21 protein-coding genes are annotated in these 25,052 nt (G+C 58.8%); 4 read left to right on the plus strand and 17 right to left on the minus strand.

The annotated features are described in order from the left end of the window. Positions 1–2: 2 nt before the first annotated feature. From FFS64_RS05115 to FFS64_RS05165, 11 genes are all read right to left on the minus strand, one after another. Positions 3–4,121, minus strand: coding sequence for a DUF1592 domain-containing protein (locus FFS64_RS05115; RefSeq protein WP_137804462.1), 4,119 nt, complete (start codon positions 4,119–4,121; stop codon positions 3–5). Between the two features lie 471 nt (positions 4,122–4,592). Next, entirely contained in the window at positions 4,593–6,692 is a 2,100-nt protein-coding gene (locus FFS64_RS05120; protein ID WP_137804463.1) for an LTA synthase family protein, read from the minus strand. Between the two features lie 362 nt (positions 6,693–7,054). Beyond that, positions 7,055–7,660, minus strand: a complete 606-nt coding sequence (locus tag FFS64_RS05125; RefSeq protein ID WP_137804464.1) for an START domain-containing protein — start codon at positions 7,658–7,660, stop codon at positions 7,055–7,057. A 106-nt stretch (positions 7,661–7,766) separates the two neighbouring features. Continuing rightward, entirely contained in the window at positions 7,767–8,021 is a 255-nt protein-coding gene (locus tag FFS64_RS05130) for a YkgJ family cysteine cluster protein (RefSeq protein WP_137804465.1), read from the minus strand. Between the two features lie 166 nt (positions 8,022–8,187). Next, a complete protein-coding gene (locus FFS64_RS05135; protein ID WP_137804466.1) occupies positions 8,188–8,655 on the minus strand; it encodes a translation initiation factor 2 in 468 nt (155 codons plus the stop codon). A gap of 98 nt (positions 8,656–8,753) precedes the next feature. Next, positions 8,754–10,193: a PLP-dependent aminotransferase family protein gene (locus FFS64_RS05140; RefSeq protein WP_095196458.1), complete on the minus strand. Its 1,440-nt coding sequence runs from the start codon at positions 10,191–10,193 to the stop codon at positions 8,754–8,756. Between the two features lie 211 nt (positions 10,194–10,404). Then, the gene (locus tag FFS64_RS05145) at positions 10,405–11,217 is read right to left on the minus strand and encodes an OmpA family protein (RefSeq protein ID WP_137804467.1); all 813 of its coding nucleotides are present in this window, start codon (positions 11,215–11,217) and stop codon (positions 10,405–10,407) included. Continuing rightward, a complete protein-coding gene (locus FFS64_RS05150; protein WP_137804468.1) occupies positions 11,214–11,570 on the minus strand; it encodes a DUF4398 domain-containing protein in 357 nt (118 codons plus the stop codon). The genes FFS64_RS05145 and FFS64_RS05150 overlap by 4 nt, the downstream gene beginning before the upstream one ends. A gap of 9 nt (positions 11,571–11,579) precedes the next feature. Then, positions 11,580–12,404 (minus strand): ABC transporter substrate-binding protein, encoded by an 825-nt coding sequence (locus tag FFS64_RS05155; protein WP_137804469.1) that lies wholly within the window; start codon positions 12,402–12,404, stop codon positions 11,580–11,582. A gap of 80 nt (positions 12,405–12,484) precedes the next feature. Beyond that, positions 12,485–13,414 (minus strand): electron transfer flavoprotein subunit alpha/FixB family protein, encoded by a 930-nt coding sequence (locus tag FFS64_RS05160; protein ID WP_137804470.1) that lies wholly within the window; start codon positions 13,412–13,414, stop codon positions 12,485–12,487. Continuing rightward, the gene (locus tag FFS64_RS05165) at positions 13,415–14,164 is read right to left on the minus strand and encodes an electron transfer flavoprotein subunit beta/FixA family protein (RefSeq protein ID WP_095196453.1); all 750 of its coding nucleotides are present in this window, start codon (positions 14,162–14,164) and stop codon (positions 13,415–13,417) included. 548 nt (positions 14,165–14,712) lie between these two features. Here FFS64_RS05165 and FFS64_RS05170 point away from each other — a divergent pair. After that, positions 14,713–16,377 carry an electron transfer flavoprotein-ubiquinone oxidoreductase gene (locus tag FFS64_RS05170; protein ID WP_137804471.1) on the plus strand — a complete coding sequence of 555 codons (1,665 nt, stop codon included), beginning with the start codon at positions 14,713–14,715 and terminating at the stop codon, positions 16,375–16,377. 125 nt (positions 16,378–16,502) lie between these two features. On the opposite strand, the gene FFS64_RS05175 is transcribed toward FFS64_RS05170, so the two are convergent. The 6 genes from FFS64_RS05175 to FFS64_RS05205 all read right to left on the minus strand — a co-directional run bounded on the left by FFS64_RS05175 (position 16,503) and on the right by FFS64_RS05205 (position 23,528). Continuing rightward, positions 16,503–17,921, minus strand: coding sequence for an amino acid permease (locus FFS64_RS05175; RefSeq protein WP_137804472.1), 1,419 nt, complete (start codon positions 17,919–17,921; stop codon positions 16,503–16,505). Positions 17,922–18,777: 856 nt separating this feature from the next. After that, positions 18,778–20,010, minus strand: coding sequence for a 23S rRNA pseudouridine(2605) synthase RluB (rluB, locus tag FFS64_RS05185; protein ID WP_095196449.1), 1,233 nt, complete (start codon positions 20,008–20,010; stop codon positions 18,778–18,780). Positions 20,011–20,231: 221 nt separating this feature from the next. After that, positions 20,232–21,191, minus strand: a complete 960-nt coding sequence (scpB, locus tag FFS64_RS05190) for an SMC-Scp complex subunit ScpB (RefSeq protein WP_137804474.1) — start codon at positions 21,189–21,191, stop codon at positions 20,232–20,234. An 11-nt stretch (positions 21,192–21,202) separates the two neighbouring features. After that, the gene (locus tag FFS64_RS05195) at positions 21,203–21,901 is read right to left on the minus strand and encodes a ScpA family protein (protein WP_170948721.1); all 699 of its coding nucleotides are present in this window, start codon (positions 21,899–21,901) and stop codon (positions 21,203–21,205) included. A 120-nt stretch (positions 21,902–22,021) separates the two neighbouring features. Further along, entirely contained in the window at positions 22,022–22,651 is a 630-nt protein-coding gene (locus tag FFS64_RS05200) for an L-threonylcarbamoyladenylate synthase (protein WP_095196446.1), read from the minus strand. A gap of 13 nt (positions 22,652–22,664) precedes the next feature. Then, positions 22,665–23,528, minus strand: coding sequence for a PHP domain-containing protein (locus FFS64_RS05205; RefSeq protein WP_137804475.1), 864 nt, complete (start codon positions 23,526–23,528; stop codon positions 22,665–22,667). Positions 23,529–23,615: 87 nt separating this feature from the next. Here FFS64_RS05205 and FFS64_RS05210 point away from each other — a divergent pair, with 87 nt between their 5' ends. The 3 genes from FFS64_RS05210 to FFS64_RS05220 all read left to right on the plus strand — a co-directional run bounded on the left by FFS64_RS05210 (position 23,616) and on the right by FFS64_RS05220 (position 25,047). After that, on the plus strand, positions 23,616–24,212 hold the full coding sequence (locus tag FFS64_RS05210) for a septation protein A (protein WP_095196444.1): 597 nt from the start codon (positions 23,616–23,618) through the stop codon (positions 24,210–24,212). 1 nt (position 24,213) lies between these two features. Beyond that, positions 24,214–24,513: a YciI family protein gene (locus FFS64_RS05215; protein ID WP_137804476.1), complete on the plus strand. Its 300-nt coding sequence runs from the start codon at positions 24,214–24,216 to the stop codon at positions 24,511–24,513. A 120-nt stretch (positions 24,514–24,633) separates the two neighbouring features. Continuing rightward, the gene (locus FFS64_RS05220) at positions 24,634–25,047 is read left to right on the plus strand and encodes a translation initiation factor 2 (protein ID WP_137804477.1); all 414 of its coding nucleotides are present in this window, start codon (positions 24,634–24,636) and stop codon (positions 25,045–25,047) included. The last annotated feature ends 5 nt before the right edge of the window (positions 25,048–25,052 follow it).

Genomic DNA, 25,052 nt, shown 5'->3' on the forward strand with positions numbered 1-25,052 from the left:
GATCAATTCCTCTCGGTCTTGTAAATGAACGCTTTGGAAGTACCGAGGGTTCGTAACATCTCTGCCAGTGAACCTGAGGTTTTCAAGCCATCGGCAATTGCCCTCACAATACCCGAGGTCTGTGCATCCGATTTGTTGCCGAACATGAACCGGAAGTAACTGTCGGCCATGCAGTACTGGGATGCCGGATGCCGTGGAACAATGTTGGCGATACCGCGAACGTCATTGACGTGCTCGGTACCGGTCGAACTCAAGAAGGGACCGGAGGCGTTGATCGGCAACATCTGTGGATATTGCTCATAGTTGTAGGCTTTTTCCTGAGTACGATAACGACCGGCGGCGTCGTAATGCTCCATGGAGGCGCCGGTGTTATTCATGAATTGGTGACATTGCCAGCAGCGCCCTCCTGACGCTTGCTCACCGTTGATCAAATCCCAGCGCTCACGGGTGGTAAAGGCCCGAGCTGGATACACAGGACCTACAGGATCGGGCTCCACCGGAGCGCCGAACTCACGGCAGAACATTTGCTCGCGAATCATGATTCCGCGCTTGACCAGTGAGGTGGTCTCCAAGTCCGACGTGGCCGCCTGAGTCAGCCCCAGATGCAACAGCCCTCCCCGTTTTTCGTCCACCGCGACCTTTTGCATCGTGCTGCCCGTCACACCGCTGATGCCATAATGCGCAGCCAGCGTTTGATTCAAATAGGTGAAACCGGGATTGAACAACTTACTCAGGGTGCCTGAATCCAGCATCATGTTTTTGCTCAGCAGATACTGCTCCTGCGCCATGAGCTCAATCATTGGCTTGGTGAGTCCCGGTTTTTCCTGAACACCGCGAACGGTTTTGACGTAATAGCTGATGAAGCGATTGAACTGCTCGATGCCGCGATCCGTCTGCATCATTCGCTCGATCTCTGCGGAGATCTGTTGTGAGGTCTGCAATTCATTGCGCTGCGCCTTGGCCAATAGTTCAGCATCCGGCGTAGTGCCCAGGAAGCTGTAAGAGAGGGCGGTCGCGACCTCGAACGGCGTTAGCTGGTACACGTTGCTGGCCAGTGCTGTCGCGGTCCCCAGCTCCGAGCGATAAAGAAAATGCGGCGACATCAAGAGCGCGGTAATCAGGGCGGGCGCACCCTTCTCGTCGAGAAGTGCCTGGTAACGCGAACGCTCCACGTCAGTCACGGGTCGACGGAACAGCTGATAACCCAGAGAGGTCACCAGATCGGTCCCTGCCCGGGAGATGGCCAGTGCCTTCAATCGTGCTGGCGGAACCTCTTCGGCCACCGACAAAGCCACGTCGTACAGCGCTTTGACGTCCTCCGCCTGCAGAACGCCCTTGTTCGCTTCACCCGGGTACTTGAAGTCTTTTTCCGATTTGTCGGGCGGCAGCTTATCGGGATTGATCTCCACACCCAGGATGTCCCTGACGCTGGCGGTGTATTCACTCGGCGTCAGCAATCGCAACTGCCGTGCGCCATAGGACTCACCCTGATCCAGGTAACGTTTCCAGACAAAGTCGAACAAGTGATTGCTGATCTCGGTCGCACAGGTGGTATCGCAATGCCCTGATACCGGCATGCTCTTGATGTGACTGACCAGCGCGTCCCGCCCCGCCACACTCCAGAGCAAGGCCTTGCTCGCACTGTCGAAATACTCGACCGAGTGACATTTCGTACAGGCGCCCGCCAGGACCGATTCGCCCAGGCTCTCGACATTTCGATAGGCCATGGCTGGAAGCTGCTGGTCCTCGCTGGACTCATCAATGGCCAATCGTTCCAGTTCCGGTTCGGGTTTTTCTTTTCGGTAAAACGGGTAGATGACCTTGTAGTTGCCATAGTCGAAGAGCTTCGTGGTACTACCGCCCCATGGAACCTGTATGACCTGTGGCTCGGCATTGCTTTGGTTTTCGTCAACCAGGCTGACGTGCCATTGAGCGTCGGTGACCGAAGCAGGTTTGGCCGGTGCCTTGATCGTAACCTTGACCTCAAGCTTGATCGGCCGCTCGCGGTATCGCAGATAGATGCTCTGACTCTGGCTGGTTTCCGATAGCGTGACGGAGGTGTTGCGCACCACGGGAATCCAGTTTTTCACGTCATTGAGACGCAACTGATATTCGCCATAGGCAAGCCCCTTGAGCACCAGCGCGGCCTCATTATCTGCCGGGTTCAATGACATTTGCACCAGCCGGCTATTGCCATCGGGTCCAATCAGGTAACCGCTGGCCATCTCGTTTTCCAGCCCATCGGGGGGCAACATCGGGAGCAACGCCAATTGAGTCGCCGGCAACCCTGTCGCGTCATAACGCACGCGATAAATGACCCCGGCGACGTCGTCACTGATCAGCAGGCTGCCATCGGCCAGTTCAAGAAACTCGACGGGGCGGCCTATGCATGAGTTGTCCAGGCAATAGACATCAAATTTTTCCGGATCCTGCACAAAGTCATTGATCAGCGGGATCTGGCTGACCACTCGTGAACCCTGAGTGGTCAACATCTGGATATCCATGCCTGGGCGGGCGGTGGAGCCCGCACCATGCACCGCGACCAGCAAACGCTGAGTACCGGGGGTGGTCGGGTAACCGCTCCAGAATTTGACGCCGAGCGGCGCCGTGTTGGTCCCCGACTCAAAAGCGGCTGGCACATAATCAGAAGGCTTGATCTGCTCGAGCGACTTGTCGGAAACAATCGCGCCTGGCACCAAGGGGGGCTGGATCACGCCCGGGTTCTGGTATTCCTCTTGGGTGAATCCGGGAGTGCCTTTGCCGAACCGATACGGCACGCCGAAAAGTAACCTGGGACCGCTGATTACGTTGACTTCATCAGGGTTGGGAAAACCCTGGCGATTGTTGTCGCTGAACCATAGCTTGCCGTCCTGGGGGTTCCAGTCGAAGCCCACGGAATTGCGCACCCCCGAGGCAAGAATCTCGGACTCGCCGGTTTCCAGGGAGTAACGCAAGATCGTCCCATAACGCTTATCGGCGGGGATCATGCACAGGTTGCAGGGAATACCGACCGCCGTATAAAGCCACTTGTCCGACGCATCGAGCGGGTTGAAACGCAAGGGGTGTTTCATGTGCCAGATGCGCGTGTTCGAACCCGACGCCAAGGGGGGCAAGGGAAACAGATTGTCGTCAGCCGGAAAGTTGAAAACCCGCTCGGGCTTCGGATCCTTGTAATGGTCGTCCGCGTTACGCAAGACATACAGGCCACCCGTGGTCGAGTAATACAGATCGCCATCGCGATAGGCCACGCCATGGGGTTCTTCCAGACCGCTGGCGATCACATAAATCCCCGTCGGCTTGCCTGCCCCATCCAGTGGCAGCGCGTAGATCATGTCGGCGATTTTTCCGTCATAGACGTACGACGGAATCGCGCTGGAACCGACATAGAGTACGTTCTTGCCCATGGCCATCTGCCGGGGCTGAACAAGACCTTGGGCAAACAGCTCGACTTTTATCCCCGGCAAACCACTGAGTTTGCTCACCTCCACCGGCGGCCGGTACTTCACCGCCACCGCTTGTTCTTCCCCCTGAGCCTCCTTGAACGAGACAATGCGCGGGGTGTTCAGCGGGATGTAACCATCGGCGCTGTTCATGACCAGTTGGTAGTCGCAAGCTTTCAGGTTATCGAGGTGGATCGTTTCGTTGGCCTTCGCGCTGATTGCAATCTCCTCGGCCTTGCAGCGCAAGGTACCGGTGACCACCTGATCGGCACGAGCGACACCGGGCACCGCCGGTTTCAAGGGTGCCTTGCCGCTGAGGGTGGCAAAACTCAAGGTCAGGCGATTGCCCTCGAAGCCGCCGCATTCACCGAGCTCCTTCCATGCATCCTTCCACGGACCGCCGACCACCAATGGCTCATAGACCGGCAGCCGGCACCATTGCCAACTGCCGACACCCAGCGGTGCCTCTTCATCTTTCCAGCATTCAAACTGTCGGCCGGTGTGCTGGACCTGTTGCCCCTGTTCATAGACCTTACCCTTTTCATAAGGGGGCGCAGTACAGGACTGAGGCGAGGGCGTTGAATCTGATGTTCTGGCGAACATCACCAAAGCGATGACAGCGGCGAGCGCCACCAGACCCAGGAGCAACAGCAAACGAATCACACCGACAGACTTAGTCATGAAGCAAGCCTCACTCGTCAGCCAAGTGCTTCAACCCGTCGGACAAATCTGCTGATTAGGTGTCCTGCGGTGAACCACCTGAACCGAAGTGGCCGGCCAGAAAGAGCCAATGCCAACCCCGATGTTTCTATTGGAATGTCTTCCAATGCGGTTCCACTGCATGACCAAGACATGGCCCGAAAGCCATAGAGACAGGAACAGATCGACACTCATCCTTGCCACACTGCACACTATCAACGTCGCTGTTGCAAACGTCGGCTCAGGTGGCGCAAGCACCTGTATAAAACGCCCATCCCCCTGGGCTGTCTACTGTCAACGTTGACAGGTACAAGCCTTGATTTGCCAACCATCACGTCCCACAGAGGCATAAAAAAATCCGATGCCCGGACAGGCATCGGATTCAGTTTTTTTGCTTTTAACGGTCAGGCGCGCAGGCTTGACTGATCGGTATCAGCCCCCGCGGAGCTTGGCTTAATCCGGCTTGCCGTCGATGACACCGGCGGTGTTATCGATCAGGCTTTTGGTCGCCGTCTGCAGGAACGCTTCCAGTCTGGTTTTCATCTCGGCAGTGCCCGGTGCATCCGGCACGACTTCGGCGTGCGGCTTGGCGCCCAGTTCGTAGCGATACATCTTCGGCGCCATGTCCTTGTCCCTTGGCAGCACCAGAATCTGGTCGACCGTCACGATGGCCGTGGTCTGCTCGCTGCCCGATGGCTTGATCACGCCGAAACCGGTATCGCCCTCAGGGAGGTTGAGCAGGTCGCGCCCCCAGCACTGATGGCGCACTTCCCCGCCGATCCGGCCCATGATGGTCGGCACGATGTCGACTTGAGTGCCGACGGTGTGGTCAAGCTTGCCGAACTTTTCCTGGATGCCCGGTGCGATCATCAGCATCGGCACATTGAAACGGCCCAGGTCCATTTCGGTGATCTGACGCTCGTTGCCGAAACCGTGGTCGCCGACAACGACAAACAGGGTTTCCTTGAAGTACGGCTCCTTGCGAGCCTTCTCGAAGAACTGACCCAGCGCCCAATCCGCGTAACGCATGGCGGTCAAATGTTCGTTCAGACTGCCGCGATCGGTTACGCGCTCGACCGGCAATGGCGTCGGCAAGGCGTATGGGGTGTGGTTGGACAGCGTTTGCAGCAAGGCATAGAACGGTTTCTTGTCCTTGCCGTCGCGAGCCTTCAGCTCTTCCAGGCCACGGTCGAACATGTCCTGGTCGGACACGCCCCAGGTCGGGTCGGAGAACACCGGATTGACGAAATCGTTACGCCCGATGAAGTTGGTCATGCCCTGATTGCTGAAGAAGCCCGACTGGTTATCCCAGGCGAAGTCGCCGTTGTAGACGTATACATCGTCGTAGTCACGGGCGCTGAGCAACTGCGGCAGGCCAGACAACTTGTGGCTGCCTTCCGGCGTCTGCATCAGGTATTCGAAACCCGGCAGGTTCGGGAAGCACGCCATGGTGGCGAACATGCCCTGGTGAGTGTGGGTACCGTTGGAGAAGAAGCGGTCGAACAGCAGGCCTTCCTGCGACAGTTTGTCGAGGTAGGGCGTGATGTTGCCCGGTGCGCCCAATGCGCCCACCGAGTGACCGGCCATGCTTTCCATCAGGATCACAACGACGTTCTTGATCGGCAGGGTCTTGTCGGCCGGTGGCAGGTAGTCGCGACGCACCGCCGCGGTCTCGCCATCCACCAGTTTGTCGTCCTTCATCACCAGCATGTCGCGCACGGTCTGCTGTGCCATCGGTTGAGGCAACGTGGCTTTCCAGATGTTGTCGCGATCTTCGGACATCCGGCTCTTCGCCGCCGCCACCAGGGACAGCGTGCCGTTGAGGCCCAGTTGGTTGGCGAAGTTGGAATCGGTGGTGTAGACGTCACCCCAGCGCATTGGCGGGCCCTGGCGCAAAGTGCCACGGGCCGCGACTACGCAGATCAGCAGGCAGACCACGAACACCATAATGCGTGTGTACCAGGGCGCGACCCGGCGTGTGCTGATGCTGCCGCCACTGAACGGACCACGGGGACGGGTGGCGCGGTCGGCGCCCTTGAACGCCAGGCTGAGGATCCAGGTGCCTACAGCCCAGGCCAGCAGGTAGCGAACCACCGGAAAACCGTACCAGAGCATGCTCATCACGGTTTTCGGGTCTTCCTTCACATACTGGAAGACCAGGCCGTTGAGGCGCTGGTGGAATTCACGGTAGAAGTCCATCTCCATCAGGCCCAGGAACAGCGCGATGCTGGAAGCCACCGTCAGCCACAGACGGAAGAACCCACGCGCCGCCATGGCCCGGGCACTGAACAGTGCCAGGATCAGCGGAATGCTGAGGTAGACCACCAGACGCAGGTCGAAACGCAGGCCGTTGGCGAACGCTTCGATAAAGGTCGAGGCTGGAGTATCGAGGATCATTTCGCGGTTGTAGACCAGCAGCGCGAGGCGCAGCGCGGAAAACATCACCATCATGACCAGAGCGCACAGCAGCGTGTAGGCCAGATGCGATTTGACGGTCGGTTGCAGCAGGCGACTCGAGGCTCGCTGCTGACTCAGGGCGTCCGGGATTGCCATGTCGTATTAGGACCCATTGGAAGTTGAAGTTTCAAAAAAACAGCTGCGCCCTGCCCTCTGTTGGCCAGTACTCGACCCCGGGGTTTGCGCGGTGCGCAAATGGTGCACGATCAACCGCGGCATTGCCATTGATTAGTGTCCGGGTATGCCGGCGCGCGCGAATTGTCTTGGAGTGTTTGTGAAAATTTTGTGCAACGCATATTCGGAAACAAATTAAAGACTGTGGTTTGGTGGCGACTGGGCTTTTGATTGTGTGCATATCCGCAGCTCCCAGAGGGAAATGAGCACATCTGCCAAAGCGAGGTCGGCTATCAGGCCGCCGCGCTTTGGCTTTTGATCGAGGCCCCCGATCAAATCAAAACCTACTTCTCAGCCCGAGCCTTGAGCGCTTTCAAGGTATTGAACGGCGCATCCACCACAAACTTGTTGGCAACCATCGACGGTACGCTGCCACCCGGCTCGGTGTGCACCTGATAGGTCACTTCAACCTGATCGCCCTTCGGAACGAACTTCCAGAAGCCATCAACCTTGGCGACCCGCACAAAACCTTTTTCTTCAGGAAGATACTTGGGCACACCTTCGAGCTTGCGGGTCAGACTGCCGTCGGCGCCTTCGAGGGTGGTGATATGCAGCACCGAATCACGCGGGGTGACCGGCCATGGGGTATTGAATTGGGTATAGGTCCAGCTCTGATCGCCCTCGTGCTTGAGCAACTTCTGGGTCTTGCATTCGTGAATCCAGGCACAGGCGCCCGACACGTCATCCTGCAATGCCCGCAGTTTTGCCACGGTGGTTTTCATCAGAGTGACGCCCTGGTAAGCCTTGTAATCGGAACCGGCCACTTCGCTCAGGGACACCTTGATGCCGTCTTCATTCTTGGCGACCTTCCAGTCTTCAGCCTGGGCGACCGGGGTGGCCAATAAAGCCAACAACCCACACAGCACAGCCATACGATGCAGCGAACCCATAGTTTTATTCCTTATTGTTGAAGTTCTGTTCCTTGGGCTCGCACCTCCGATCACCTCCAGGTTTTTCGCAGGTGATCGCAGGTGATCGCAGGTGCGAGCCCACACATCACGCGGCCGTCATTTGCTCCCACCAGCCAAGCAGCCGGATCGCTTCTTCGCTACTGCTTCCGCACACCTCGGGGTCGGCGTCGAATGCCGAACACACCGCTGGACGTTCCGGTTGGCCGAAAATACTGCACAGGTTATCGGCAGACAGTTGCAGGCAACGTTCACCGGCGGCTTTGCCATTGGGCATACCGGGAATAGGTGAACTGATGGATGGGGCAATGCAGCAGGCGCCACAGCCTTCACGGCACTTCATGACGACGAGTTCCTCGCGACGGGCAATGTGTTAAAGGACGGGGCACAGAGTAACCGCTAAAACAGTTGTTTTAAATTACCGGGCCGTGGGTTTTTCCCTACTGGGGGGTGTGACTGACCAGTCTCCGACAAAGCGTCTGTCCGGCGGGGTTACAAACGGACTGGATTCAGCGCTTGAACTCGAACTCCAGCGCCGCGCCTTCGACTTCCCGGCGCTCTTCATTGCGCAGTTGCAACTGCATTTCGTTGCTGATCAAGCGACCGTTGAGCTGGAACTGGCTGCTTTTGTCACCGAACATTTGCGGCAACACCGGTTCTCGCGTGGGTAATGGCACAGTACCGACCGGCTTGAACTCCTCGGCCATGTCCTTTGGCAGACTCAAATCCAGATCAACGGGAGGGAGTTGGGTCTTCACCACTTCACTGGCCGGCTTCGACTTGGCGGCAATCGGTGGGCGTTTTTTTACCGCCGCCGCTTTCTTTTTGACCGGTGCAGTTTTTTTTGCGGGCGTATTTTTTTTCGAAGATGTGCTTGCCGCCGGTTTTTCCTGAGCAGAAGCGGCCACAACGGATACCGGCTGAGCGCTGGCTAACAGGCAGATCAACAACCAGGCGGCAGTACGAATCGGTTTCATGGATCCAACGGCGCACTTCGCGCAAACGACAGAGGATACATATGCTCGCTCGTTGCAGGCGCCGTGACAAGCGCCTACAGCAAGAACCCGCCCGCCCGTCAAAAGCCGCTGGCCGTCTCCTGGCAGAGTTGGGTGGCCAGCATGCCCAAGGTCATCAACGCGCGTTCTGCCTCCCGGTTCCATGGGATGCCACAGTTCAGCCGAATACAGTGATTGAACTGCTCGGTGTTACTGAAAATCAGCCCCGGCGCGATACTGATGCCCTGTTGCAACGCTCGCACGTGCAGCTCCTGGGTATTGACCCGTCCCGGCAGGCTCACCCACAAAATGAAACCGCCGGTCGGCCGGGTCATTTGCGTGCCTTCGGGGAAATATTGCTGCACTGCCAACTGGAAGGCGCTGAGGTTCTTGCGGTACTCCTGACGGATGTAACGCAAATGCCGGTCGTAACCGCCATTCTCCAGATACGCAGCAATGCCCATCTGCGTGACGCTGCAGGCAGAATGGGTGCTGAAGGTCTGCAGGCGCTGGATTTCCTGCTGATACTTGCCGGCGATCATCCAGCCGATTCGCACACCCGGCGACAGGGTTTTGGAGAAGCTCGAGCAATAGATCACCCGGTCCAGCCGGTCATAGGCCTTGAGCGCCTTGGTGCGCCCCTGCTCGAACATCAGCTCGCCGTAGATGTCGTCCTCGACCACCTGGATATCGAAATCCGACGCCAGGCGCAGCAGTTGTTTCTGCCGCTCTTCCGGCATGGTGCCGCCCAATGGATTGCTCAGGCGCGTAGTCAACACCAGCGCCTTGATCGACCACTGGTTGGCCGCCAGTTGCAGGGCTTCGAGACTCATGCCGGTGGAGGGATCGCTGGGGATCTCGATGACCTTGAGCCCCAACAGATCGGCCAGCTGCAGCAGACCGTAGTAGGTCGGCGATTCGGCGGCGATCAGATCACCCGGCCGGGTCAGCACCCGCAAGGACATCTGCAAGGCGTCTACACAGCCATGGGTAATCACCACTTCCGACGGATCGACCACCACCCCGGCATCGCGCATGCGGATTGCCACTTGTCGGCGCAGCGGCTCGAAACCGGGGCTGAACATATAGCTGAAGGCACGGGGGCTATGGAAACGGGTGACCTTGGCCAATTGCTGATGCAGGGCCCGTACCGGCAGATAATCGACGCTCGGCACTGCGGCACCCAACGGGAATACACCTTCGCGGCGGGATTCGACCAATACCTGCTGGATGATGCTGCTGCGGGTGACCAGACCCGGGCGTTCTACCCTGGCGATGTCCGGCGTCGGCGCGGTCAGGGCCGGCGTCTGGTGCACGTAGTAACCCGACTGCGGCCGGGCACGGATCAACCCCTGATCTTCAAGGTTGGCATAGGCCTGTAACACGGTGGCATGGCTGACATTGAGCTGCGAGCTCATCTTGCGCACCGAAGGTACGCGCTCCCCCGGTTGATAGACACCTCGGCGGATGTCTTCGGCCAGTTGCTGAGCAATACGTTGGTAGAGCAAGAGATTGGTCATGACGCAGCACTCGATTTCACAGGCATTTTATTCTTGTCGGAAACGATACCGGAACAGTTTAGAAGTGTACTGGGACAGTTGCCACAATAGTCGACCATACAGTGCAGTGTCAGCAAAATCTGTACTGCTTTTTTCGGAAAGCACGGGTATCTGCAGGCGCAAAAAAACCCGGCGCTGACTTGGCAGGCCGGGTTTTCCAGTGACGCAACCCTTAGCGAGCGGCGCCGAGCTGGCCTTTTTCGTCCGAGAACACAATTTCCACCCGACGGTTCTGCGCCCGGCCCCGCTCGGAAGCGTTGGCGTCCACCGGGTACTCATCGCCGTAACCTTCGACCTTGATGCGCTTATCGTCGATGCCCAGGTCCATCAGCACATCCGCCACCGATTGCGCACGGTCACGGGACAGCTTGAGGTTTTCCTGTTTGCCGCCTGTGCTGTCGGCATAACCTTCGATACGCACCACACGCTTGGGGTTGAGCTGCAGGAACTGCACGATCTTCAACACCACGCGGTTAGCCGAGTTTTTCAGCTCCGCTTCACCGGTGTCGAACAGCACGTCGCCCAGGGTCATCACCAGACCACGGTCGGTCTGGGTGGTGGCCAACGCCACTATCTGCTCTTCGAGCCATTTGCCCTGCTGCTGCACGCTGAGCAACTTGGATTCACGCAAGGCCAGTTGCAGGCGCTGCCTCTCCAGCTCGAGCTTCGCGGCGCGCTCTTCGTTGAGTACCTGATTGGTGTGTTCCCGGGCGATTTCGCTGTAGCGCTGGCTCAGGTAAGCGTAATGCGCCACGTCGGAGCCGCTGCCCCAATAGCTGGACAAACGGTCGGCGCGCGCAAGGGACTCGCCGGCGCGAATCACATCCTTCGGCGCGATTCGCAACACGTTGGAGTCTTCCTTGACCTTCTGGAAGTCGGCCCCCGCCTGCTGCAACGCCGCTTCGCTATGTTGACCCGCGCAGCCGTAAAGGCTCGCGCAACCTGCCAGGATCAAACCACCGACAACTTTCGACCCGAGGCTCATTGGGCATCCCCCAATTGCTTGCGCAGGCGGGCGATACGGGTGTTGAGTACGTCCAATTGCGCCTCGCTCTTGAGGGTCAGGACCCGGGCCTCAGCCAGACGCGCATCCAGCTCGGCCTGCTCGGCCCGCATGCGTGCGTTCCTGAAGGATTGGTCGTTCATGCTGCCCTTGGCACGGTTGAACTTGTCTTGGGCCAGCTTCATTTCCGGTACTTCATCAGCCGTGGCGCCAACGGCCTTGGCTTGCTCAAGTGCCTGCTCGGTCAGGCGCATTTGTTCATTCGGCGCCGGATCGGCTGCACAACCCGCCAGAGCCAGAACGGCCAGGGCAACGAAAAGAGGTCGGATACTCACTAAAAATCCCTACTGTTTTGGGGTACTGACAGATTGTTTCTGCTGCGCATTCCAACGTTCGATGTTGCGCTGCAGCACGGTCTCGGTCAGTCCGGACGCGGGCAATTCTGTCATCTTTTTGGCCAGCTGTCCGCGCAACCACGGATCGTTACAGGCCGAGTTATGGGAAACCGCCAGATACAGTCCCGGCTTGTCGACCGGCTGCGCGCGAGCGATCAGGTCGTTGGCCATGCCCAGGGTCTGCGCCATTGCCATGCCCGAGTAGCGTCCGGCGAGAACAAATTCCACCTCGCCCAAAAGCAATTTCTGAAAGGCCTGGGTCAGGTTGGCGGTGCGGGACAAGGTCAATTGCTGCTCGGCGAAAGTGCCGAATGCCGAGGTCATTCGAGACTTTTCCGACAAAGCGCCGGCATGACCATGCAGATCCTGCACATCGTTGTAGACCAGTGGCGAATCCTTGCGGGTCCAGACCAGGTAATCGTTCTCCAGCAACGGAGGATGAATGTAGTCCAGGGATTGCAGCTCGCCGGCCATCAACGGTGCATCGGCCAGCATGTCCATGCGACCGCTGCGTACTTCGTCCAGGGCCTGGGCGCGTTTGCCGGCATAAAGCAGTTCGACCTTGATGCCCAACTCCGCCGCCACGTGCTGCAATAGATCGGCACTGGCGCCAACCAGCTGCTTGGGGTTTTGCGGGTCTTGCCACAAATACGGTGGTGCATCCGGGCTGCCGGTCACCACCAGGCGTTCGCACTTGCCCGCCGCGACGGCCAGTCCCGGCAGCAACGCCAACCCCGCGAGCATTGACCAGCCAGATACGCGATGCAGATCCATGGCGACAATCTCCCAATCAAATCCGGAACAAAAAAAAGCCCGACCAAAAGGTCGGGCTCTTTATAAGTGAAGCCGCCGGATTAGACCAGCTTCTCCAGCTCAGGGATGGCTTCGAACAGGTCCGCCACCAGGCCGTAATCGGCCACCTGGAAGATCGGCGCTTCTTCGTCCTTGTTGATCGCAACGATCACTTTGGAGTCTTTCATGCCGGCCAGGTGCTGGATCGCGCCGGAGATACCGACGGCGATGTACAGCTGTGGCGCAACGATCTTGCCGGTCTGACCGACCTGCATGTCGTTAGGCACGAAACCTGCGTCGACCGCGGCGCGGGAAGCACCGACGGCAGCGCCCAGCTTGTCGGCCAGGGCGTACAGGTGTTTGAAGTTGTCGCCGTTCTGCATGCCGCGACCGCCGGAAACGACGATCTTGGCAGCGGTCAGTTCCGGACGATCAGATTTAGCAAGCTCTTCGCCGACGAAGCTGGAAGTACCCGCGTCGTGAGCAGCGGCAACGGCTTCAACGGCCGCGGAACCACCTTCCGCGGCAACCGGGTCGAAACCGGTGGCACGCACGGTGATCACTTTGACCGCAGCGTTCGACTGAACGGTAGCGATGGCGTTACCGGCATAGATTGGACGCTTGAAGGTGTCAGCGCTTTCTACCGAGATGATCTCGGAGATCTGATCAACGTCCAGCTGCGCGGCAACGCGTGGCAGGATGTTTTTGCCGTTGGAAGTGGCGGCAGCCAGGATGTGGCTGTAGCCCTTGCCCAGCTCGGCAACCAGTGGCGCAACGTTTTCCGGCAGCTGATGCGCGTAAGCGGCATTGTCAGCGGACAGGACTTTGCTCACGCCAGCGATTTTCGCAGCGGCTTCAGCCACGGCGCCAGCGCCCTGGCCGGCAACCAGGACGTGGATGTCACCGCCGATTTTGGCAGCGGCAGCCACGGTGTTCAGCGTGGCCGGGGCCAGCACTTTGTTGTCGTGTTCAGCAATAACCAAGATAGTCATTTAGATTACCTTCGCTTCGTTTTTCAGTTTCTCGACCAGTTCAGCCACCGACTTGACCTTGATACCCGCGCTGCGTGCAGCAGGCGCTTCGACTTTCACGGTTTTGTTGGTGGAGGCGGTGGAAACGCCCAAAGCGTCCGGAGTCAGCACTTCGAGAGGCTTCTTCTTGGCTTTCATGATGTTTGGCAGGGACGCGTAGCGCGGCTCGTTCAAACGCAGGTCGGTGGTGACGATGGCCGGCAGTTTCAGGGAAACCGTCTGTGCGCCGCCGTCGATTTCGCGAGTCACGGCAACCTTGTCACCGCTGATTTCGACTTTCGAAGCGAACGTGCCCTGACCGTAACCGCTCAAGGCGGCAAGCATCTGGCCCGTCTGGTTGTTGTCGCTGTCGATGGCTTGCTTGCCAAGGATCACCAGCTGAGGCTGTTCCTTGTCGACAACAGCTTTCAACAGTTTGGCAACGGCCAGGGAAGTCAGATCTTCGGCGGATTCGACGAGGATGGCGCGGTCGGCGCCCAGAGCCAGCGCGGTGCGCAGTTGCTCTTGAGCGGTGGACGGGCCGACGGAGACGACGACGATTTCAGTCGCAACACCTTTCTCTTTCAGGCGCACGGCTTCTTCCACTGCGATTTCGCAGAACGGGTTCATCGACATCTTGACGTTGGCAAGATCGACGCCGGAATTGTCCGCCTTGACGCGGACCTTGACGTTGTAATCCACAACGCGTTTGACAGCTACAAGAACCTTCATGGATTCCTCGTTACTCTCCGGTGAAAAGAAAGTCGCCTAGGCGAACCTGGCGGTTGATGCTCATGGGGCGCAAGGGCACCTCTAAAAACGCCGGCATCCGTGTCAAGTGACCATCGCTCACGATGCTCATGACCGTTCGTCAGTGGTGACCGACAAGTCATTCAATATCGCGGCGTGTAAACTGCGCGGCTAACCTCAACTGCGCATCACCTTGTACTGCCATCGCCCTGTCTTTAGAGGTGCTCTTGAAACCAACATTCAGCCTACGGCGAGCGCAAAACCGCCCGTATCTTGACCGGAACACCTATTCCGGTCAATACGGCAAAATAGCCGTTCATAACCCGCGTGACTTTGATTTCTCTGGCTTTGAGCCAATTCAAACAAACGTTTGTATTGGACCCTGAGAGTGGTGTAGATATAATGCGCCACCCAAAGAGAAAGGTGGTTGATCGATTGTCCGCTCCCGACGTTGCGCTGGGATTCATGGATGCGACACCTAACCTCCAAAATTAGAAAAAAACTGTTGAGCCTTGAGTAGGAGATAGCCTGTGGAACGCGAATACATGGAATTCGACGTGGTCATCGTCGGTGCCGGCCCCGCTGGCCTGTCCGCCGCCTGCCGATTGAAGCAGAAGGCCGCCGAAGCCGGTAAGGAAATCAGCGTCTGCGTGGTTGAAAAAGGCTCCGAAGTCGGTGCTCACATCCTGTCCGGTGCCGTGTTCGAACCACGGGCCCTGAACGAATTGTTCCCGGATTGGAAAGAACTTGGCGCGCCGCTGAACACCCCGGTCACCCGCGATGACATTTTCGTGCTGAAAAACGCCGAAAGCGCGCAGAAAATTCCAGACTTCTTTGTGCCCAAGACCATGCACAACGAAGGCAACTACATCATCTCCCTGGGCAACCTGTGCCGCTGGCTGGCCCAGCAGGCCGAGAACCTGGGCGTTGAAATCTACCCGGGCTTCGCCGCTCAGGAAGCGCTGTTCGACGAAAACGGCGTGGTTCGCGGAATCATCACCGGCGACCTGGGTGTTGACCGCGAAGGTCAGCCGAAAGAAGGCCTGTACACCCCGGGCATGGAGCTGCGTGGCAAATACACGTTGTTCGCCGAAGGCTGCCGCGGCCACATCGGCAAGCAGCTGATCAAGCGCTTCAACCTCGACAACGATTCCGACGTACAGCACTACGGCATCGGCCTCAAGGAAATCTGGGAAGTCGACCCGGCCAAGCACCAGCCTGGCCTGGTGGTCCACACCGCTGGTTGGCCGATGGACATCATGGGCACCGAAAACACCGGTGGTTCGTTCCTCTATCACCTGGAAAACAACCAGGTCGTGGTCGGTCTGATCGTCGACCTGTCCTACAGCAACACCTTCCTGTCGCCGTTCGACGAGTTCCAGCGCCTCAAGCATCACCCGGTGCTCAAGCAGTACCTGGAAGGCGGCAAGCGCATCAGCTACGGCGCCCGCGCCATCTGCAAGGGCGGTCTGAACTCGCTGCCGAAAATGGTCTTCAAGGGCGGCGCGCTGATCGGTTGCGATCTCGGCACCCTGAACTTCGCCAAGATCAAGGGCAGCCACACTGCGATGAAGTCGGGCATGCTCGCTGCCGAATCCGTGGCTGACGCGTTGTTCGCCGACAAGGACGGCACCGAAGAACTGACCACCTACGTCGATGCGTTCAAGAAGAGCTGGCTGCACGACGAACTGTTCGCCAGCCGCAACTTCGGCCCGGCGATCCACAAGTTCGGCGCCATCGTCGGCGGTGGTTTCAACTGGCTCGACCAGAACATCTTCGGCGGCAAACTGCCGTTCACCCTGCACGACACCAAGCCGGATTACGCTTGCCTGAAACTGGCGGCCGACTGCAAGAAGATCGACTACCCGAAACCGGATGGCAAAATCAGTTTCGACAAGCTCAGCTCGGTGTTCATCTCCGGCACCAACCACGAAGAAGAGCAGCCGTGCCACCTGAAGTTGGCCGACGCGAGCATCCCGATCAGCAAGAACCTGCCGCTGTATGACGAACCTGCCCAGCGCTACTGCCCGGCCGGCGTGTATGAAGTGGTGACCAAGGAAGACGGCGAGAAGCGCTTCCAGATCAACGCCCAGAACTGTGTTCACTGCAAGACCTGCGACATCAAGGACCCTGCACAGAACATCACCTGGGTGGCGCCGGAAGGCGCTGGCGGCCCGACTTACCCGAACATGTAAGCCGAACGCCTGAACAACAAATGCCCCGACGTGTCGGGGCATTTGCGTTTCTGAAGCCTGAAAAATAGAACGCCCATAAAAAATGCCCGTATCTTGCGATACGGGCATTTGCTTTTACTGACAGCTTATCGGGTTGCAGAACCCACTACAGCCGCACCTGCATCACGACGCTTGTTCTTGATGCCGTAGCAGATCCACATGAACACGACCCATACCGGAATCGCGTACACCGAGACCTGAATCCCCGGAATCAACAGCATTACGCCAAGAATGAACACCACGAACGCCAGGCAGATGTAGTTCCCGTACGGGTACCACAAAGCCTTGAACAACGGCGTCTGCCGGGTCTTGTTCATGTGCTGGCGGAACTTGAAGTGCGAGTAACTGATCATCGCCCAGTTGATCACCAGGGTGGCCACCACCAAGGACATCAGCAGTTCCAGCGCACTGTGCGGGATCAGGTAGTTCAGCAGTACCGCAATCAGTGTCACCGCGGCCGAAGCCAGGATCGAACGCACCGGCACGCCGCGCTTGTCGATCTTCGCCAGCGCCTTCGGTGCATCGCCCTGCTCGGCCATGCCCAGCAACATGCGGCTGTTGCAATAGGTGCCACTGTTGTACACCGACAACGCTGCGGTCAGGACCACGAAGTTGAGGATGTGCGCGGCAGTGTTGCTGCCGAGCATCGAGAACACCTGGACGAACGGGCTGCCGCTGTAGGAGTCGCCGGAGGCATTCAACGTCGCCAGCAGGCTGTCCCATGGGGTCAGGGAAAGCAGGATAACCAACGCACCGATGTAGAAAATCAGGATCCGGTAGATCACCTGATTGATAGCTTTCGGGATCACGGTTTTCGGCTTGTCGGCTTCCGCTGCGGTGAAACCGAGCATTTCCAGGCCGCCGAAGGAGAACATGATGATCGCCATGGCCATCACCAGACCGCTGACGCCGTTCGGGAAGAAACCACCATGGGACCACAGGTTGGTCACCGATGCTTCCGGGCCGCCGTGACCGCTGACCAGCAGGTAGCTGCCCAGGCCGATCATGCCGACAATCGCTACGACCTTGATGATCGCGAACCAGAACTCGGCCTCGCCAAAGACTTTGACGTTGGCCAGGTTGATTGCGTTGATCAGCACGAAGAAGGCAGCGGCCGAAGCCCAGGTCGGGATCTCCGGCGCCCAGTAGTGAATGTATTTACCGACGGCGGTCAGCTCCGACATGCCCACCAGAATGTACAGAATCCAGCAGTTCCAGCCCGACAGGAAGCCGGCAAAGCCGCCCCAGTACTTGTGCGCAAAGTGACTGAAGGAACCGGCTACCGGCTCTTCGACGATCATTTCGCCCAGTTGGCGCATGATCATGAAGGCAATGAAGCCGCAGATGGCGTAGCCGAGGATCATCGACGGGCCGGCGGACTTCAGTACCCCGGCCGAGCCGAGGAACAAACCGGTACCAATCGCGCCACCGAGGGCGATCAGTTGAATATGGCGATTTTTCAGGCCGCGTTTCAGCTCGCCTGAATGCGAGTTTTGTCCACTCATGAAAAGGGTCTCACGCAAGGTTTGATGATGTTCTGTAGACGTTGCTGCTTGGTAAAGACGTTAAGCGGCACCGATCAAACCCCAGCGCAGGCACCAGGAGTTCAGCGTATTTACAACGGTCATGCGTCACCTGTTTGTTTTTATCTGTGACGAAATCGAACCCGACACGCTCGTGACGTGGCGGAGTGAACAAGGCGGATAGCCTTGAGGTTTGCGCAGATGCGCAGGAGGTCACAGGTAAAACGCGGCGCATTGTACACCGCCAACCCCCTGCTGCCAGACACCACGGATCAGTGAGTCATTTGCCGGGATTGCCTGTGTCCGCCCCGAGAGGCTCGGGCGGCTGCAAAAAGGGAGTCAGGCCTTTGCGGGCCATTGACGGGATCGGTAAGAAAACCGGCCCACGCTGAGAACTTGAAACGGATTGCGGCGTTCATTGCGCCTCCTTTTTGTTATGCACCTGCACGACAGGCATGGCGCGCATGACACCTTGCCGGGGGTGGGGAAACAAGCGGGTTAGAGCGCTGCAATGCATCGATGGATGACAGAGGCGGAAGAATTTTCTTACAGCATTGGAAAGATGACGATTTCACAGGGGCAACACATGGAATTCGTAAGTATTTCTTTACATGGCGTAACGTTGGTTTTCCGATCTGGACATGGTGGTGCTACCGCTGACGCCTTCGCGAGCAGGCTCGCTCCCACATGGGTATGCGTTCTTTCAGAGAGACATCCCCCCCTGTGGGAGCGAGCCTGCTCGCGAAAGCGGACTGAAAAACACCACATCACTTAAGCCGGGCCAAAAAAAAACGCCAACCCGAAGGCTGGCGTTTTTCACTTGTAGCTTACCGCTGCTTCACTCAGGCTTGCGACGCCCAAACCCCGGACGCTGACCAGAACCGGCCGGCGCACCGCGGCGCTTGCCCGACGGTTTGTCGCCATCGACCAGCTTGATCCCCGGACGCTTCGGCGCCGGCTTTGCCGGGCGCTTGGTGTCGGCCGGACGGTCCGCTACCGGCGTACCGCGACCGGCTGGAGCGCCACGGCCTTCGCCACGCTCGGTGCGACCGTTGGCAGGACGCGGAGTACGTGGACCACGCTCACCGTCCTGGCGCGCGGCAGGCTTGCGACCCGGACGCTCGCCCTCGATCTGTGGCTCACGGTTTGATCGCGGGCTGGTAGCCGGCTCACCGGTGGCTGGACGCAGGGTCCGCACACGATCCGTCTTGGCCATTGGCCGCGACGATTTACGCTGCATACGCTCAAGCTTGTCTTTGCTTTTGGCGGTCATCTGCGGCATGGCCACCGGGGTCAGGCCCACTTCAGCGCTCAGAATGTCGACTTCGTACTGGCTCATTTCACGCCAGCGCCCCATCGGCAGGTCGGAGTTGAGGAACACCGGACCGAAACGCACGCGCTTCAGACGGCTGACCACCAGACCCTGGGATTCCCACAGACGACGAACCTCACGGTTACGGCCTTCCATCACTACGCAGTGATACCAGTGGTTGAAACCTTCGCCACCGGGTGCCTGCTTGATGTCGGTGAACTTGGCCGGGCCGTCTTCGAGCACGACGCCCGCTTTCAGGCGCTCGATCATCTCGTCGTCTACTTCGCCACGCACACGCACCGCGTACTCACGGTCCATTTCGTAGGAAGGGTGCATCAGGCGGTTGGCCAGCTCACCGTCGGTGGTGAACATCAGCAGACCGGTGGTGTTGATGTCCAGACGACCGATGTTGATCCAGCGACCTTCTTTCGGACGCGGCATCTTGTCGAACACGGTCGGACGACCTTCCGGGTCGACACGGGTGCAGATTTCGCCATCGGGCTTGTTGTACATGATCACGCGGCGTACCGACTCGGCGGCTTCTTCGCGCTTGATCACCTTGCCATCGATGGTGATGGCGTCATGCATATCGACGCGCTGACCGAGGGTGGCGTCTTTGCCGTTGACCTTGATTCGGCCATGGCTGATCCAGGCTTCCACGTCACGGCGCGAGCCGACGCCGATACGGGCGAGGACTTTCTGCAGCTTTTCGCCTGCTGGGCCGATTGGCTGGTCGTCTTTCTGGTCGTTGATACTCATCTGGGCACCTCCCGGTGTGGTCTGTTCAGGCCGCGCCTGAAACGTTGAAAACTGTAACCTGGACGAGGGGATCGTCGAAGGGTCGCGAATCATACGCTCATGTCGGCGTTCGCGCATCAGAGACTAGCTGATCGATGCAAGGTTACTGGCTTTTCCGCCGACCGGTGGTTTCAAAATCAATCCCTGTGGGAGCGAGCAGGCTCGCTCCCACAGGATCGGTGTCAGTCGTCGAATTGGCGGCGTTCGGCTTCGATGGCTTCAGCCAAGGCTTGGGCTTCTGCTTCTTCGTCGCTCAACTCTGGCTTGGGTTGTTCAAGCGCGGCAACGGCGGCAAGCAGTTTTTCACGAGCCTCGGCAACGCCGAGGATGTCGTCTCCCTGCTCGGGTTCTGGCTCAGGCTCAACTTGAGCAAGTTCGACGTCCGGTTCAACGTCGGTCTGCTCCGGATCAACTTCAGGCACCTCACCATCACGCAACAGATCATCGAAGTCGGTCTTGAGCCCCTCCTCCATGCTGTCCAGCTCCAGCAGCAAAGTATGGAAGCTGGTTTCTTCCTTGGGCTCCTCCGGCTCGGCACTGGCATCCGCCAGTTCCTGCAACGAGGCCGGTACCGGCGCGTCGTCGAACTCAAGCACCGGATCAGGCTCCAGCTCGCGCAACTCGGCCAGCGGTGGCAAATCGTCGAGGTTTTTCAGGTTGAAGTGATCGAGAAACGCCTTGGTGGTGGCGAACATCGCCGGTTTGCCCGGCACGTCGCGGTAACCGACGATGCGAATCCACTCGCGCTCCATCAGCGTCTTGACGATCTGGCTGTTGACCGCTACACCCCGTACGTCTTCGATCTCGCCTCGGGTGATCGGCTGGCGATAAGCAATCAGCGCAATGGTTTCGAGCATCGCCCGGGAATAACGTTGCGGGCGCTCTTCCCACAAACGCCCGACCCACGGCGAAAACTTTTCGCGAATTTGCAGGCGATAGCCGGAAGCGACTTCCTTCAATTCGTATGCGCGGCCATCGCAGGACTTGCCCAGGAGGGTCAGCGCTTTTTTGAAAACCGCCGGCTCCGGCCGCTCGCCTTCTTCGAAGAGTTCGAACAGGCGCTCCAGGGATTGCGGTTTTCCCGAGGCCAATAGAAAGGCTTCAAGCAGCGGCGCCAGCTCGCGGGGTTCACTCAGGTTCATGATTCAACTCGTTATTCGGCTCGGGCTCGCACGTGAATTGCGGCGAACGGCTCATTCTGCACCAGCTCGACCAGGGATTCCTTGACCAACTCCAGGACTGCCATAAAGGTCACCACCACGCCCAGCCGCCCTTCCTCGGCAGTGAACAGCTCGACGAACGGCACGAAACCGCCGCCCTTGAGCCTCTCGAGCACATCGCTCATGCGTTCGCGGGTGGACAGCGCCTCGCGACTGACCTGGTGGCTTTCGAACATGTCGCCACGGCGCAGCACCTCGGCCATGGACAGCAGCAATTCTGACAAACGCACGTCCGGCAACAGCTTGCGCGCCCGGGCTTCGGGGGCATCGAGCTTGGGCACCACGACATCGCGGCCGACCCGGCTCAGGCCATCGATGCCTTCGGCAGCAGCCTTGAAGCGTTCGTATTCCTGCAAGCGACGGATCAGTTCAGCGCGCGGGTCTTCTTCCTCGTCCTCGACGGTTTCCGCCCGAGGCAGCAGCATTCGCGACTTGATCTCGGCCAGCATCGCGGCCATCACCAGGTACTCGGCGGCCAGCTCCAGGCGCACCGACTGCATCAACTCGACATAGCCCATGTACTGGCGGGTGATTTCCGCCACCGGAATATCGAGGATATTGATGTTCTGCTTGCGGATCAGGTACAGCAGCAGGTCGAGCGGACCTTCGAAGGCTTCGAGAAAGACTTCCAGCGCATCCGGCGGGATGTACAGGTCCAGCGGCATTTCCATGACCGCCTGGCCATAGACCATGGCGAAGGGCAGCTCTTGCTGGGCTCCGGCCTGACTGTCGACGGGTTCTACTGCGGACATCTAGGCCTCGGCCATGAACGGCGCAGGATCGCCGCAACCGACGCGGATCACTTCCGGCTCGCCGTCGGCGAGGCTGATCACGGTGGACGCCTTGATCCCGCCAAAGCCGCCGTCGATGATCAGGTCGACCTGATGTTCAAGCAACTGGCGCATTTCATAGGGATCGGTGAGCGGATCTTCATCGCCGGGCATGATCAAGCTGACGCTCATCAGCGGCTCGCCCAACTCGGCCAGCAAGGCCAAGGCGATCGGATTGCTTGGCACCCGCAGGCCGATGGTGCGTTTTTTCGGGTGCAACAGCAGCCGCGGGACTTCGCGGGTAGCGTTGAGAATGAAGGTGTATGGCCCCGGAAGATGCGCCTTGAGAATGCGGAAGGTGCCGGTATCGATCTTGGCAAACAGGCCCAGTTGCGACAGATCGCTGCAGATCAATGCGAAGTTGTGCTTTTCGTCGAGCTGACGCAGGCGCCGAACACGCTCCACGGCAACCTTGTCGCCGATCTGGCAACCGATTGCGTAGGAAGAGTCTGTGGGATAAATCACCACCCCGCCGTTGCGGATGATCTCGACAGCCTGTTTGATCAGGCGCGCTTGCGGGTTTTCCGGATGAATCTGGAAAAATTGACTCACATTCTCTACCTGTTCAGACGGCGGCAATAATTGGGTCATGTTTGAACCGACACCACAGTGGTGGCAGATCTTCCGGGAGCGGGCGGTATTCACCGATCTCGGACCAGCCTCCAGGGCCATGAAAATCACTGCCGGCGCTGACCAGCAGACCGAACTCGCGGGCCAGAATCGCCAGGCTGCCCACTTGCTCGGCAGGCTGGTGACCATTGACCACCTCGATCGCGTGGCCCCCTGCTTGAATATAGTCGGCAATCAGGCGGCGACGTTTGCTGCGGGTGAATTCATAGTGCCAGGGGTGCGCCAGACTGACCCAGGCCTTGGCCGAACGCAGGGTTTCGACGGTTTCTTCCAGGGTCGGCCAATGTTGCTTGACGTCCCCCAGCTTGCCGGCACCCAACCATTTGCGAAAGGCTTCGGCGCGGTCCTTGACGAAACCTTCGCGCACCATCCAGTCGGCGAAGTGCGGCCGGGCCGGTGCGTTGCCGCTGTCACCCAGAGCCTGCTGGATTTCCCGGGCGCCCTCGAGCGCGCCGGGCATGCCCTTCAACGCCAGTTTGCGACTTATTTCTTCTGACCGAAGCCAGCGACCATCGTGCAATTTGGCAATTGCCTCGACTAATGGTGCGGCATTGACGTCGAAACCGTAGCCGAGCACATGAATGGTCGCGCCGCCCCAGGTACAGGACAATTCGACGCCGTTGACCAGTTGCATCCCCAGCGCATTCGCAGCGTGTCGCGCCTCATCGAGGCCTTCAAGGGTGTCGTGATCGGTCAGGGCCAGGACTCGCACGCCGTTCTCGAACGCACGCGCAACCAGAACCGCAGGCGCCAGGGCGCCATCGGAGGCCGTGCTATGGCAGTGCAAATCAACATTCACAGGGCTTTGTAACCTCAAATCAGCTGGCGCTATCGCGCGCCCATATGTTTGTTATTATGCCGCCACATCCTGCTTCTGGCTGCCACTGTGAAACAATTCATCGATTTCATCCCGCTCCTGCTGTTTTTCATCGTCTTCAAAATCGATCCACGGGTCGTCGACATTGCCGGCCACGAGGTAACTGTAGGCGGTATTTACAGCGCCACCGCGATGCTGATCATCAGTTCGCTGGTGGTCTACGGCACGCTGTTCATCAAACAGCGCAAGCTGGAGAAGAGCCAGTGGCTGACCCTTGTCGCCTGCCTGGTCTTCGGCAGCCTGACCCTGGCCTTCCACAGCGAGACCTTCCTGAAATGGAAAGCCCCGGTGGTCAACTGGCTGTTTGCCCTGGGTTTCATCGGCAGCCACTTCATCGGCGACCGCCTGCTGATCAAACGCATCATGGGCCACGCGCTGACCTTGCCGGAGCCTGTCTGGACGCGCCTGAACATCGCCTGGATCGCCTTCTTCCTGTTTTGCGGTGCCGCCAACCTGTTCGTTGCGTTTACCTTCCAGAGCTACTGGGTCGACTTCAAGGTCTTCGGCAGCCTGGGCATGACATTGATTTTCCTGGTCGGCCAGGGCATCTACCTGTCCCGCCACCTGCATGACGCCGATACCACATCGCCTAAAACCGAGGACTGACATGCTTTACGCAATCATTGCCACAGACGTCGCCAACTCCCTGGAAGCCCGTCTGGCCGCACGGCCTGCCCACCTTGAACGCCTGCAGGTACTCAAGGGCGAAGGTCGCATCGTACTGGCCGGCCCGCACCCGGCCATCGACAGCAATGATCCGGGCGCGGCGGGTTTCACCGGCAGCCTGATCGTCGCCGAGTTCGATTCCCTGAACGCTGCCCAGGCCTGGGCCGATGCCGATCCGTACATTGCCGCCGGTGTCTATGCCAACGTTTTGGTCAAGCCGTTCAAGCAAGTCCTGCCGTAACTTTCTTCTCGCAATCCCCCGCGTGGTGAACCTTATCGGTTCATCGCGCTCTCAATCGCTCATTATTCTCGTTTGCCGGCCGACAACTTCCCAATACTCGTATTGGAATCAGGAGTCGCGATGCGCAAAGGTCCGTTGTGTCTGATGTTGGTCACGTTGTCGATCATGGCCCCCGCCCACGGCGAAGAACACGCCGAGGGCGCCAGCTCCACGCCGCTGTCCTTGAGCGCGGGAAGCCAGATAAACGAGTTGCAGCAACGCTTGAAAGAAAGCGAGCGGCAACGAGAAGAATTGAACAAACAATTGCAGAGTGCCGATGGCGAACACGAAAGCGCCCAGCTGGCCCGGTTGCGCCAGGAAAACCAGCGTCTGAAGCTGCAACTGCGGGAAGCCCAGGCTGGCAGTTCGATTCCGCGCTTGCTGACCGATCAGCAACAGTGGTTCGTCATCGGCGCCGGAGTTGCGCTATTGGCCCTGCTCTGCGGTATCTTCGCCAGTGGTGCACATCGAAAACGTCGACAATGGCTAAATTGAGTGAG

The sequence above is a fragment of the Pseudomonas sp. G(2018) genome (assembly GCF_005502415.1).
Taxonomy (GTDB): Bacteria; Pseudomonadota; Gammaproteobacteria; order Pseudomonadales; family Pseudomonadaceae; genus Aquipseudomonas.